Source organism: Pseudomonas maioricensis, from assembly GCF_022790535.1.
Taxonomy (GTDB): domain Bacteria; phylum Pseudomonadota; class Gammaproteobacteria; order Pseudomonadales; family Pseudomonadaceae; genus Aquipseudomonas; species Aquipseudomonas maioricensis.
Genome location: NZ_LOHG01000006.1, coordinates 201,141 through 213,856, shown reverse-complemented (window position 1 = coordinate 213,856; position 12,716 = coordinate 201,141). Strand labels below are relative to the sequence as shown.

13 protein-coding genes are annotated in these 12,716 nt (G+C 57.9%); 6 read left to right on the top strand and 7 right to left on the bottom strand.

Annotated features, from left to right (window positions below):
- Positions 1-25: 25 nt before the first annotated feature.
- The 4 genes from AUC61_RS12015 to AUC61_RS12000 form a co-directional block, all read right to left on the bottom strand.
- Positions 26-1,060, bottom strand: a complete 1,035-nt coding sequence (locus AUC61_RS12015; RefSeq protein WP_243246289.1) for an AbrB family transcriptional regulator — start codon at positions 1,058-1,060, stop codon at positions 26-28.
- Positions 1,053-2,567 (bottom strand): tripartite tricarboxylate transporter permease, encoded by a 1,515-nt coding sequence (locus AUC61_RS12010; protein WP_243246288.1) that lies wholly within the window; start codon positions 2,565-2,567, stop codon positions 1,053-1,055. Before AUC61_RS12010 ends, AUC61_RS12015 begins: the two co-directional genes overlap by 8 nt.
- Before the next feature lie 3 nt (positions 2,568-2,570).
- Positions 2,571-3,029 (bottom strand): tripartite tricarboxylate transporter TctB family protein, encoded by a 459-nt coding sequence (locus AUC61_RS12005; RefSeq protein WP_243246287.1) that lies wholly within the window; start codon positions 3,027-3,029, stop codon positions 2,571-2,573.
- 61 nt (positions 3,030-3,090) lie between these two features.
- Positions 3,091-4,080, bottom strand: a complete 990-nt coding sequence (locus tag AUC61_RS12000; protein ID WP_243246538.1) for a Bug family tripartite tricarboxylate transporter substrate binding protein — start codon at positions 4,078-4,080, stop codon at positions 3,091-3,093.
- A gap of 433 nt (positions 4,081-4,513) precedes the next feature.
- Here AUC61_RS12000 and AUC61_RS11995 point away from each other — a divergent pair, with 433 nt between their 5' ends.
- On the top strand, positions 4,514-5,191 hold the full coding sequence (locus tag AUC61_RS11995; RefSeq protein WP_027899765.1) for a response regulator: 678 nt from the start codon (positions 4,514-4,516) through the stop codon (positions 5,189-5,191).
- Positions 5,178-6,566 carry a sensor histidine kinase gene (locus tag AUC61_RS11990; RefSeq protein WP_122665443.1) on the top strand — a complete coding sequence of 463 codons (1,389 nt, stop codon included), beginning with the start codon at positions 5,178-5,180 and terminating at the stop codon, positions 6,564-6,566. The genes AUC61_RS11995 and AUC61_RS11990 overlap by 14 nt, the downstream gene beginning before the upstream one ends.
- A 143-nt stretch (positions 6,567-6,709) precedes the next feature.
- Here the strand turns inward: AUC61_RS11990 and AUC61_RS11985 are convergent, their stop codons facing one another.
- Together AUC61_RS11985 and ygfZ are read right to left on the bottom strand one after the other, a co-directional pair.
- Positions 6,710-7,531, bottom strand: coding sequence for an HDOD domain-containing protein (locus AUC61_RS11985; protein WP_122665442.1), 822 nt, complete (start codon positions 7,529-7,531; stop codon positions 6,710-6,712).
- 106 nt (positions 7,532-7,637) lie between these two features.
- Positions 7,638-8,579 (bottom strand): CAF17-like 4Fe-4S cluster assembly/insertion protein YgfZ, encoded by a 942-nt coding sequence (gene ygfZ / locus AUC61_RS11980; protein WP_243246285.1) that lies wholly within the window; start codon positions 8,577-8,579, stop codon positions 7,638-7,640.
- Positions 8,580-8,722: 143 nt separating this feature from the next.
- Between ygfZ and AUC61_RS11975 the strand changes: the two genes are divergently transcribed.
- The gene (locus AUC61_RS11975; protein WP_243246284.1) at positions 8,723-8,977 is read left to right on the top strand and encodes an FAD assembly factor SdhE; all 255 of its coding nucleotides are present in this window, start codon (positions 8,723-8,725) and stop codon (positions 8,975-8,977) included.
- Complete coding sequence (locus tag AUC61_RS11970; RefSeq protein ID WP_243246282.1) at positions 8,961-9,428, top strand: protein YgfX; 468 nt, start codon at positions 8,961-8,963, stop codon at positions 9,426-9,428. The genes AUC61_RS11975 and AUC61_RS11970 overlap by 17 nt, the downstream gene beginning before the upstream one ends.
- Here the strand turns inward: AUC61_RS11970 and nadB are convergent.
- The gene (nadB, locus tag AUC61_RS11965) at positions 9,397-11,013 is read right to left on the bottom strand and encodes an L-aspartate oxidase (protein WP_243246281.1); all 1,617 of its coding nucleotides are present in this window, start codon (positions 11,011-11,013) and stop codon (positions 9,397-9,399) included. The two genes, AUC61_RS11970 and nadB, sit on opposite strands and share 32 nt — an antisense overlap.
- A gap of 496 nt (positions 11,014-11,509) precedes the next feature.
- Between nadB and rpoE the strand changes: the two genes are divergently transcribed.
- Positions 11,510-12,091 carry an RNA polymerase sigma factor RpoE/AlgU gene (gene rpoE, locus AUC61_RS11960; protein WP_020288878.1) on the top strand — a complete coding sequence of 194 codons (582 nt, stop codon included), beginning with the start codon at positions 11,510-11,512 and terminating at the stop codon, positions 12,089-12,091.
- 31 nt (positions 12,092-12,122) lie between these two features.
- A complete protein-coding gene (locus tag AUC61_RS11955; RefSeq protein ID WP_243246279.1) occupies positions 12,123-12,713 on the top strand; it encodes a sigma-E factor negative regulatory protein in 591 nt (196 codons plus the stop codon).
- Positions 12,714-12,716 lie beyond the last annotated feature (3 nt).

The following is a 12,716-nucleotide window of genomic DNA, read 5'->3' as shown; positions in this document are numbered from 1 at the left end:
CTCCACTGCGCGAGGTATTGCGTGCCTATAGGGTTTTTTGACGATTCCAATACCGAAAAATCGGCTCCGCCAAAAACAGCACAAATAACAGCCTCATCACCTGCATCGCAGTCACTAATGGCACTGAGAGTTGCAGTACTTCGGCTGTCAGGCTCATTTCAGCGATGCCGCCGGGCATCATGCCTAAGGTCAGCGAACGCAGGTCCAGATGAGTTGCAGTGCTCAGTACCAAAGCGGCGAGGGCGGCGATGGACATGGTCAGCGCAGTGCCGAGCAGGGTCCTGATCATGAAAGACGGTGCACGGCGAAAGAACTGACGGTTGAAGTGGCAACCCAGACCGCTACCGATCAGCCACTGACCGATCTGGCTGCTGCCTTCCGGTAGGCCGATATGCAGATCGAAGCTGACGCTGATCACTGCGCTGACCAATAACGGCCCGAACAACCAGGGATTCGGCTGCTTCAACCGTTGCCAGAGCCAGGCCACCGCTGCACCCAGTGGGAACAATACCGCCAGCCACAGCCAGTTAACGCTCCCGGCGTGAACAATCGGCGTGCCTTCCCCCATCAGGTATTTGAAGATCGCTGGAACGCAAAGCACCACCATCAGTACCCGCAGGCTTTGCCCGGCGGCGACGCTACTGAGAGTGGCTCCATTGCGTGCTCCGAGGTTGACCATTTCCCCCGAGCCTCCGGGCATGCTCGAGAAAAACGCCGTTGCGCGGTCTTCTCCGGTGCGAAGCATGAGCCACACACCCACCACACTGGAAATACTGGTGATCAGTGCGGCGAGAAAAATCAGCCCGAAATGCGCTGTGACCTGCTCGATCACCACCGGGGTGAAGTGCAGGCCAATACCGATGCCAACAATCCATTGGCCGCATTTGCGGCCGCCGGGTATTTCCGCCAGGGGCCAAGGCGTCAGGCAGCGAACAAGGATGATCGCCAATAGCGAGCCGACCATCCAGGGAAGAGGCCAGCCGACCTGGCTGGCGAGGTAGCCGCCAGCCAGACCGACCAGCGGTGTTGCCCACCAGCTTTTGAAAGGTCGATCAGACACCGGTCACAGCACTGCGTTGGGCGGAGCGCTTGCGCCAGATACGAATGATCGGGAACAGCAGCATGAAAATGGTCAGCACCCAGACGCCGATGGTGATCGGGCTGGACCACAGAATCTCCATCGCGCCGTTGGAAATCGACAGCGCACGACGCAGGTTCTGCTCCATCAAACCGCCCAGAATGAAGCCCAGCAGGATCGGCGACAGCGGGAAGTCCAGCTTGCGCAGGATGTAACCGAAGATACCAATGCCGACCATCAGGAACAGGTCGAAAGTGGTCGCGTGGACGGCATAGACACCAATCCCGGTGATGATTGCGATTACCGGCACCAGTGCCCAGTTCGGCACGTTGAGGATGCGGGTGAAGATGCGGATCATCGGGATGTTGAGGATCACCAGCATCACGTTGGCGATGAACAACGAAGCGATCAAGCCCCAGACGATGTCTGGCTGCTGTTGGAACAGCATCGGACCTGGAGTGATGTTGTACAGCGACAGCGCGCCGATCATCACGGCAGTGGTACCCGAACCCGGTACGCCCAGCGTCAGCATTGGCACCAACGCGCCGCAAGCCGAAGCGCCAATCGCGGTTTCCGGTGCTGCCAGACCGCGCATGTCGCCCTGACCGAATTTACCGGAGGCACCCGCCATACGCTTTTCGGTCATGTACGCCACGGCACTGGCCAGCGTTGCTCCGGCACCTGGCAATACGCCCATGATGAAGCCCAGTAAGCCGCAACGGATGTTGACCACGAACACTGCGCCCGCTTCCTTGAGGTTGAACATCATACGGCCGGTGGCTTTTACCGCTTCCTGACCACGGTGGGTTTTTTCCAGCAGCAACAGAATCTCGCTGATGGAGAACAGACCGAGTACCAACACCACAAACTGGATGCCGTCAGTAAGGTGGATATTGTCGCCGGTAAAGCGATAGACACCGCTGTTGGCGTCGATACCCACTGCCGACAGGAACAAACCGATCAAAGCGGCAATAAACGTTTTGACGGGACGATCACCTGCCATGCCACCCAGGCAGACAATGGCAAATACCATCAGCACGAAATATTCCGCCGGTCCGAAGGCTATCGCCCATTTCGCCAGCAGCGGAGCGAATAGCACCATGCCGCACGTAGCGATAAAGGCGCCAATGAACGAGCTCCATGCCGACAGCGACAAAGCGACGCCTGCCAGACCCTGGCGGGCCATCGGGTAGCCGTCGAGGGTGGTCATGACGGTCGATGCTTCACCCGGGATGTTCAGCAGGATCGAACTGATCCGACCGCCGTATTCGCAGCCCAGATAAACCGCTGCCAATAGAATCAGCGCGGACTCGGGCGGCAGGCCCAGTGCAAAGGCAATCGGGATCAACAACGCGACACCGTTGATCGGGCCCAGGCCGGGCAATAGCCCGACGACAGTGCCGATCAACGTTCCGCACAATGCAGTAACGAGGTTATACGGGGTCAATGCAACGCCGAAGCCCTGGCCCAGGTAGCTGAAAGTATCCATTGATTAGTTCTCCAGAACGTCGAGCAGGCCCAGGGGCAACGGAACGTCCATGGCTTTATCGAAAAGCAGGTAAAGGCCGACGCTCATCAGAATCACCACCATCACACTCGGCAACCAGCGGCCGCCATACAGGCGTGCCATAGGGATACCGATCAGAATGCTGCTGAGGATGAAACCCAGCGGCTCGAAAGTCCCTGCGAAGATCAGCAGCAAGGCGACGCATGCGACGATCTTGATAATGGTTTCACGGTCCAGCGCTGGCTCTTCTTCGGTGTGAACAATGGGCGCCGGGCGGAACAGCATGTAAACCAAAGCCAGGCTCATCAGTCCGAGCATCAGCAGGGGGAACGCCCGGGGGCCAACCGGCTCGTACGAAAACGGCGCCTGATAAGGCCAGGCCATTATTGCCAGGCCAGCACAGGCCAGCAGTAGCACGGCGGCGAAAATACGTTGGATCACCATGGTGAAAACTCCCGGGTTGCGCTGCCGCGCAGGCAGCCGCAACCACTAGTCAGTCAATCGATCACTGAATCAGGCCGAATTCCTTGGCCAGGGTCTTGTAGTCAGCAACCTGTTTCTTCACGTAGGTGTCCAGTTCTGCGCCGGTCATGGCGAACGGGAACAGTTCACGCTGGTCACGCAGCTTGGCGAAGTCTTCCGAGGCCAGCAGCTTGTCGAACGCGGCTTTCCACCAGTCGTATTCGGCGTCGGTGACTTTTGGCCCGAGGTAGAAGCCGCGGACCACTGGCCAGACGATGTCGTAGCCTTGTTCTTTGGCAGTCGGAATATTCTTCATTTCCGGCTCGTCCAGGCGGTTCTCGGAGAACACCGCCAGCAGACGCATGTCGCCGCTCAGGATGTGAGGCATGGAGTCGGAGATGTCAGTACTGCCCACCTGGATATGGCCGCCGAGCAATGCGGTTGCGATTTCACCACCGCCTTCGAGTGCCACATAACGCAAGTCTCGCGGGTTGATGCCCGCTGCTTTGGCGATCAGCGCAGTCTGCATCCAGTCCTGGCTGCCTACAGTGCCGCCCGAACCGATCACGACTTTGCTTGGATCGGCTTTGAGTGCCTTGACCAGGTCGTCGAGGGTTTTGTAAGGCGAATCATTTTTTACTGCGATGGCGCCGTAGCTGGTGCCCACCGCGGCAAGCCAACGCACTGCGCTCTCATCGAAACGGCCGAACTTGCCTTGCGCCAGGTTCAGCAGCGAACCACTGGACCAGGCAACCAGTGTGCCGGCGTCGGCAGGACGCTGGGCGACCACTGCGTTGTAAGCCACTGCGCCAACGCCGCCGGGCATGTAAGTCACACGCATCGGCTTGGTCAGGATTTTTTCGTTGATCAGCGCGCTCTGGACCAGTTTGCAGGTCAGGTCGAAGCCGCCACCTGGCGAAGCCGGGGCGATACATTCAGGGCGCTTGGGTTCGTCCGCCGCAAACAGTTGCGTGGCAAACATCATGCAGCCCGCAGCCAGCGCGACACGACGCAAGGATAAAGTCATGGTCAGTCTCCAGATTTTTGTTTTTGGGTGTAGAACTGTGTTCGATTCGTTTTACGAGCGGCCACAAACAGGCTAGCCCGGACAGGCTTCATCGCAGTGAATGAATATCGAAAGCAAACGGGGATGTGTACGCAAAGGAATGCGTGCAATTGAAAGCGTGGAAATCGGTTCTGCAGGCGGGCGAGGGTGCCCTGGACATTGGCTGTGTCATGGTCGACTCCGTTCTTGTTCTTATTGTGAAAGCGCATCGTCTTGGCGCTTTTCTTGACGTCCGCTAAAGCGGCAGTTGCGTGATGCTAAACAGCGAAGCTTTCATAAACCTTTCAGTTACCTTTCAATGGCAACCTAAATTGAGTTTAGATTTGTTTCAGTGCTTCACAGCCTCTGGCGCGCCTGTAAACTCCGGGCTCCATAAAAGCCACGCTATCAGGAGAAGTCGATGCGTGTTCTTCTCGTTGAAGATCATCTGCAATTAGCCGAAAGCGTCGCCCAGGCCTTGAAGGGGGCCGGGTTGACCGTCGATGTATTGCACGATGGTGTTGCTGCTGATCTGGCATTGAGCAGCGAGGAATATGCTGCCGTCATCCTGGATGTCGGTTTGCCGCGCATGGATGGCTTTGAAGTGCTCGCACGGCTGCGTGGGCGGGGCAAGAACCTGCCTGTGCTGATGCTGACCGCGCGCAGTGATGTGAAGGACCGCGTTCATGGCCTCAATCTTGGGGCTGATGACTATTTGGCTAAACCTTTCGAGCTTTCGGAGCTGGAGGCGCGAGTCAAGGCGCTGTTGCGACGTAGCGTGCTGGGCGGCGAGCGGCAGCAGCGTTGTGGGGTGCTGGCCTACGATCTGGACACCCGGCGATTCACCTTGGGCGACGAACTGTTGACCCTGACCTCCAGGGAGCAGGCGGTGCTGGAGGCATTGATTGCACGGCCGGGCAGGGTGATGAGTAAGGAGCAAGTGGCCTCGCAGGTGTTTGGTCTGGATGAAGAGGCCAGCGCTGACGCTATCGAAATCTATGTGCATCGACTGCGCAAGAAGCTCGATGGGCATCCTGTAGCGATCGTGACGTTCCGCGGTCTGGGCTATTTGCTGGAAAGCCGTGATGAACAGCCATAACAGCCTGCGTTGGCGGTTACTGTGGAATCTGGGTGTATTGCTCACGGTGTTGATGCTGGCAAGCGGTCTCAGCGCTTACTGGAATGGTCGGGAAGCTGCTGACATCGCATACGACCGAACCTTGTTGGCTTCGGCCCGGACCATTGCTGCGGGTGTCTCCCAGCGTGATGGAACCTTGAGCGCCGATGTGCCTTACATCGCGCTGGACACCTTCGCTTACGACAGTGCAGGCCGTATCTATTACCAAGTCAATGACATCAACCGAAAGTTGATTTCCGGCTACGAAAACCTGCCGCCGCCGCCTCCCGGTACGTTGCGCACGGATGACTACCCGGCGCTGGCCAGCTTTTATACTGCGCGCTATCAAGGGCAATCGGTGCGGGTGGTGAGCCTGCTCAAGCCGGTCAGCGAGCCGAATATGAATGGCATGGCGGAGATCCGCGTCGCCGAGACTGAAGAGGCTCGGGTCAGCATGGCGCGCAGCCTGATGGCTGATACCTTGCTGCGATTGGGCATGCTGGGCGCGGGGGCGTTGTTGCTGGTGTGGTTTACCGTCAGCGCGGCATTGCGCCCGCTGGAGCGCTTGCGCGCCGAAGTGGAAGCGCGGCAACCGGATGATTTGCGAGCTTTGCCTCTGGTCGAGGTTCAGCATGAGTTGCACCCGTTGGTTAACGCGCTGAATCACTTCACCGAGCGTCTTCGGCAGCAATTCGAGCGGCAAGCACAGTTTATTGCCGATGCGGCTCATGAGTTGCGCACGCCACTGGCAGCACTCAAGGCCCGGGTCGAATTGGGGTTGCGAGATCCCGAGCCTGCTCATTGGCGCACGACGCTTGAGGCTGCGGCGCAGGGGACTGATCGGCTAACCCATCTGGCTAACCAGTTGTTGTCGTTGGCCCGTATTGAAAACGGTGCGCGGGCCATTGCCGAGGGTGGGGCGCAGACTCTGGACCTGAGTCAGTTGGCCCGCGAGCTGGGTATGGCGATGGCTCCGCTGGCGCATGCCCACGGCGTCTCTCTTGCGCTCGAAGCGGATGAGCCGGTCTGGCTTCAGGGCGAGCCTACATTGCTCAATGAGCTGTTGAGCAACCTTATCGATAACGCGCTGGCGCACACCCCATCAGGCGGCAACGTAATCCTGCGCGTCAGTGCGCCGGGTGTTCTCGAGGTTGAGGATGATGGTCCGGGCATCCCTGAGGCAGAGCGCAACAGGGTATTCGAGCGCTTCTATCGCAGTCGTCAGCAAGGCAAGGGATCGGGCCTGGGGTTGGCGATAGTCGGTGAAATATGCCGCGCACATCTGGCGCAGATCAGCCTTCACGATGGTGTTGCGGGTGGGTTGAAGGTGCGGGTGAGTTTTATCGCAGCGCAGTAGGCCTTAATGCATGTGCGATCTGTGTGGGAGTGAATTCATTCGCGAATGCAGTATCAAGGCCGTTAGATTTCTATGAAATGTACCGGCCTCTTCGCGAATGAATTCGCTCTTGCAGGGTTCACGTCCATTGTGCGAATTGCTCCCTAATAGAGCATCATCTTGGCTTCATCCATTTCGGCCCCCAAATGGCCGCCGCTCATGTCCAGGCCCAACTGGTGGAATGCCGGGAGGCTGCTCATATCGATCTGGCTATACGGATGCCCGGTGCCCTGGTAGATGTGCACAGTCGCGATCTGTACCAGGTCGATGTAATCCGCCGATTTCGATACGCGAGTGAAGTCTTGAAAACTTTTTGGCACGCTCGCCAACGGTTCGGGAAAGTCCCAGGAGCGCAACAAGCGTTCGCCGATGACCGGGTGGATGGCCTCAATGACATGGTTGAGGCTGACCGGATCCGATAGCAGCTCGAAGTGATCTTCGGCGTAGGTCAGGATCGGCAGCACACCAATCAGATGGATAAGCCCGGCGAGGGTCGCCTTGTCCGGTTTGAGCTCCGAGCGCCGGTAGCTGAGTGCATAGCTGATGCCAGCGACTTGCAGGCTTTGTTTCCATATTTCGCGTAATTTGCTTTCTACGACTTCGGATTTGGCATGGAACATCTGTTCCACCACCAGCCCGATGGCTAGATTGCAGGTGTAGTTGACGCCCAGGCGGGTGATCGCCGTATTGACGTCGCTGACCTCAAAGTTGGGGCGCAGCAGCGGGCTGTTCACCACCTTGATCAAGCGTGCTGAAAGCGCGGTATCGCTGCCGATAACGCGACTCAGCTCGGCAACGCTGATTTCGGTGTTTTCGGCTGCAAGGCGAATCTTTAATGCTACTTCCGGGAGGGTAGGCAAGAACAAGGCATCTCTATCGATTGCCTTGATCAAGTTCCTTTGCACCTCTTCAGCCATCTTGCTCATGTCGCATCTCGTGGGCGTTTGGGTAGTCCCGCACCTCGGCACACCCAGGGCGTGACGAGGCGGGACAGATATGCAGACATTTCCAGCGTGAAGGTGTTCGCCTGGATCAGCGCTGTGTTTCGAGTTTGCTGTCCAGCGTGTAGGGCAAGTCAGCCAGTTGCAGGCCTGGCCCCTCGGGTGAGCCAAGTTGAATCTGGCCATTTTCCACTGCATCGGCCTGAAGTACTGCCAGTAACTCAAAGCCGTGCCCAGCCTTTGCCGCCAGAACCACGTTGCCGACGGCGCTGGCGTGTACCGGGGAAAACAAGGCTGCACCCGGCTCGGGAAGCTCTTGATCAGCCAGTGTCAGGCGATAGAGGCGACGTTTGAGTTTGCCGAGATACTGCATGCGGGCCACGATTTCCTGGCCTGTGTAGCAGCCTTTCTTGAAGCTGACACCGCCGACGGCTTGCAGGTTGATCATCTGTGGGATGAATTCTTCGCGCGTGGTGCCGAACACCTGGCCAATACCAGCGCGAATCTGACCTAACTGCCAATCGTTGAGTGTGCCTTCGCTCAACTGTGCAGCCAGACGCGATTGAGTTTCATCGGCATGCTCTGAACGGACCCACAATTCAGCCCGGGCGGGAGAGACCCTGACCGCAATCAGGTCGTTGGCGCGGACAACCGCATCGGTGTCTTGTGGGAGATCGAGGCCCAGGTTTACCAGGGCTCCGTCTCCATTGTGCAGGCCGAAACGCACCCAGGAGGCGCTTTCATCGGTCAGTTTCGACTTGGAAAACACGGCGTATTTCTTTAGGTCGGCCAGCTGTGCTTCGATCAGCTCGCTGGCCATCGCCAGCACGCAGCCGTCGCCTTCAAGAAGAATACGGAAGCTCGATTGCATGCGGCCCTTTTGCGTGCAACGGGCGCCAAGGCTGGCCCTGGCTTCGTTCAGGTAATCGAGATTGCAGGTCAATTGGCCCTGCAGGAATTTGCTGGCATCGACGCCGCGGACGGCGAGAACACCTTCATGGGAAAGCGGGCAGTAAAAAGCTGAGTCGGCCATGAGTCATCGCAACGGGAAAAAGTCTGGGCCACATGATAGTGCCGAGTCCGGATAATGGGTACATGAAAACTACTGCGACTATTGTGCGGTTCGCTGATGCGCCTCGCGGCTGTATACTCGCCGCCTATTTTGAGGAGCGCTCCATGGTCGAAGACGTCGAACTCAACCGCCTTTACTGGCACAGCCGCCGCGGCATGCTTGAACTGGATGTGCTGTTGGTACCGTTTGTCCGGGAAGTCTACCCCTCGCTCAATGACGTAGACCGCGATCTGTATCGCCGCCTCCTGACCTGTGAAGATCAGGACATGTTCGGCTGGTTTATGCAGCGTGCCGAATCTGAAGACGCAGAGTTACAGCGCATGGTTCGCATGATTCTGGATCGTGTTCAGCCCAAGTGATCATTTTGAGTGCCGTTGGCATGCCTCCCGTGGGCTGCTGGTGGCGTACGGGGTTGCCTGCTTTCTGTCGTTGATAGCCCTTTGTATGCTTGCGATCCCTGGCTGGGCATTTTTGCTGGGCCTCGTCCTTTGCATGGCGCATGGCTTTTGGGTCATACCGGGTTCGATTTTGCTTTCAAGCCCCACCGCCCTGACGGGGCTGCGACGCAATGCCGAGGGCTGGCAGTTGTGGAGTCAACGTGATGGCTGGCAGCCTGCGCAACTGTGCCGGGACAGCATGGCACTGCCGCTGTTCGTCGTGCTGCGCTTTCGTCTTGCGGGTAAAGGGTCTGATAGAAGGCATGGGGTACGCAGTATTTGTATTCCCTGCGATGCCATGGCGCAGGACGCCCACCGGCGCCTGCGTCTTCGCTTGAAGTTCAGCCGACGTAGGTGGGCGGCACCAGAATAGTGTCGAGCGCTTCGGGCAGCATCCGGGGATAGTCCAGCGTGTAATGCAGGCCGCGAGACTCCTTGCGCTCCATGGCGGAACTGATCATCAGTTCTGCTACTTGAGCAAGGTTCCTCAGCTCGATCAGGTCTCTACTGACCTTGTAGTTGCTGTAGAACTCATCGATCTCGTCAAGCAGCAGCCGTACCCGGTGCCGGGCGCGCTGCAGGCGCTTGTTGGTACGCACGATTCCCACGTAATCCCACATGAAGCGTCTGAGCTCATCCCAGTTGTGGGCGATGATCACGTCTTCATCGGAGTCAGTCACCTGGCTGGCATCCCAGCTTGGCAAGGCGGCGGTCTCGGGCGTTTGCGGCAGTCGCTGGAGAATGTCCGCAGCCGCTGAGCGGGCATAAACAAAACATTCCAGCAGGGAGTTGCTGGCCATACGGTTCGCCCCATGCAGGCCTGTGCAGCTGGTTTCGCCAATGGCATACAGTCCGGGCACGTCGGTACGTCCGTGTTTATCAACCACTACGCCACCGCAGGTGTAATGCGCTGCCGGGACCACCGGGATCGGCTGGCGGGTGATGTCGATGGAAAACTCCAGGCAGCGTTCGTAGACCGTGGGAAAGTGGCTCTTGATGAAGGCTTCAGGTTTGTGGCTGATGTCCAGGTAGACGCAATCAATACCCAGGCGCTTCATTTCATGGTCGATGGCACGGGCGACGATGTCGCGCGGAGCCAGCTCTGCGCGAGTGTCGAAGCGCTGCATGAAGCGTTCGCCGTTCGGCAGTTTGAGGTAGGCCCCTTCGCCGCGCAGCGCCTCGGTCACCAGAAAGCTTTTGGCTTGAGGGTGGTACAGGCACGTAGGGTGGAACTGGTTGAATTCCAGATTGGCGACTCGACAACCTGAGCGCCAAGCCATGGCGATGCCATCACCGCAGGCGCCATCCGGGTTACTGGTGTAGAGATAGACTTTGGCTGCGCCGCCGCAAGCCAGGACTGTGAAGCGTGCACCATAGGTATCCACTTCGCCGCTGCTGCGATTGAGCACGTAGGCTCCCAGGCAGCGTTGTCCGTCGAGGCCGAGTCTGGGCTCGGTAATCAGGTCAATTGCGACCCGTTGTTCCAGCAGTTCAATATTGGGCCGTAACCTGGCCTGTGCGAGCAGGGTGGTGAAAATAGCTGCGCCGGTGGCATCTGCCGCATGGATGATGCGTCGATGGCTGTGGCCGCCTTCTCGGGTCAAATGGTATTCAAAGCCGCCATCCTCGGCGCCTGGCGGATCGTCGCGGGTAAACGGCACGCCTTGGTCAATCAGCCACTGGATTGCTTCGCGACTGTGTTCGACCGTGAAACGTACGGCGTCTTCGTTGCACAGTCCGCCGCCTGCATTCAGCGTATCTTCGACGTGTGATTGCACCGTGTCGCTTTCATCCAGTACCGCCGCGACGCCGCCTTGAGCCCAGAATGTGGAGCCATTGGCCAGCTCCCCTTTACTCAAAACAGCAATCCGCAAATGTGCTGGCAGCGTCAGTGCGAGGCTCAATCCTGCCGCGCCACTGCCAATCACTAATACGTCGTGTTGAAAATGTTGGCTCATCTATGAATTCCGCATGCTGCGGCCACTAGTATAAGTAAGGGGCTAGCGGCACAATAGCCGCGCCTTTATGGCAATGTGAAACCATGAAGGGCCCGGATTGTGCTCCAGTCCGTGTCTGAATGCATACCGTTACCCGTCAGGTTGGTCGCAGATCTTGTAATACTGCAACTGATTTCCCGCGCAGTAAGGGTATTGGTCTCACACCTGCGATCGAACTCCGGGAACTTTTTATGATGGCCCGGGTTCCATAGCTGGTTGCCTGTAAAGGGACGGCGTCGGCTTTTGAGTGGGGCTGGAACAAGCTACCAACGGCGAATTCGACGACTAGATTATTCGCGCAGCCGACCTGGTTCGAGCTGCGTTTTTCGTGCGGGCCTTTGAGCGTCCGCAGGAAACTTGCCTGGAGGGGAGAACTTTTGCGAGAAGCCCGAGTCTATGTATGCAAGCCGACACACTGGCTGGTACAGCGCTCCTTCAAGCGTTATGAGGAGTGTTCATGCTAACCCAGGAAGAGGATCAGCAGCTGGTCGAACGCGTACAGCGCGGCGACAAGCGAGCTTTTGATCTGTTGGTGCTGAAGTATCAGCACAAGATTCTCGGGTTGATCGTGCGTTTCGTGCACGACACCCATGAAGCTCAAGATGTTGCGCAGGAAGCCTTTATCAAGGCCTATCGTGCACTTGGAAATTTTCGCGGTGACAGCGCCTTTTACACATGGCTGTACCGTATCGCCATTAACACGGCGAAGAACTATCTGGTGTCGCGCGGTCGGCGACCACCAGATAGCGATGTAAGGTCTGAAGACGCGGAGTTCTACGATGGCGATCACGGCCTCAAGGACATCGAGTCGCCGGAGCGTGCATTGTTAAGGGATGAGATCGAAGGAACTGTCCATCGAACTATCCAGCTTCTCCCGGAAGATTTGCGTACTGCCCTAACTTTACGTGAGTTCGACGGTCTGAGTTACGAGGACATTGCCAGCGTCATGCAATGTCCGGTGGGTACCGTGCGCTCCCGGATTTTCCGCGCTCGGGAAGCCATCGATAAAGCCCTGCAGCCGTTGTTGCAGGAATCCTGAGACAGCGGCGATAGCCAAGAGAGGAACCGCCATGAGTCGTGAAGCCCTGCAGGAATCGCTGTCCGCAGTGATGGATAACGAAGCGGACGAATTGGAATTACGTCGGGTATTGAATGCCATTGACGATGCGGATACACGTGCCACATGGTCGCGTTATCAGATTGCTCGTGCAGCAATGCACAAAGAGCTGTTGATACCTCACTTGGATATCACGGCTGCAGTTTCTGCCGCGATCGCCGATGAAGTCAGCCCATTGAAAGCTGCTCGTGGTCCATGGCGCAGCCTGGGTCGTCTTGCAGTTGCCGCTTCGGTTACTGTTGCGGTACTGGCTGGCGTACGGTTGTACAACCAGGACTACATCGCGGGTGCACAGTTGGCGCAACAGGCTCCACAGCCTGCAAGCCTGTCTGTTCCACAAGTGAAAGGCCCTGCGGTACTGGCTGGCTACACCGAAAGCAGCGAACCTGTTCAAGGTCCGATGGTGAACGGTGTGCTACAAGGTCAGGCTGGTCAGGACCAACGTCTGCCAGGTTACCTGCGTCAACATGCTCAGCAAGCTGCTTTGAAGGGCACTGAAAGCGCTCTGCCTTACGCACGCGCTGCCAGCCTGGAAAACCGTTAAGGA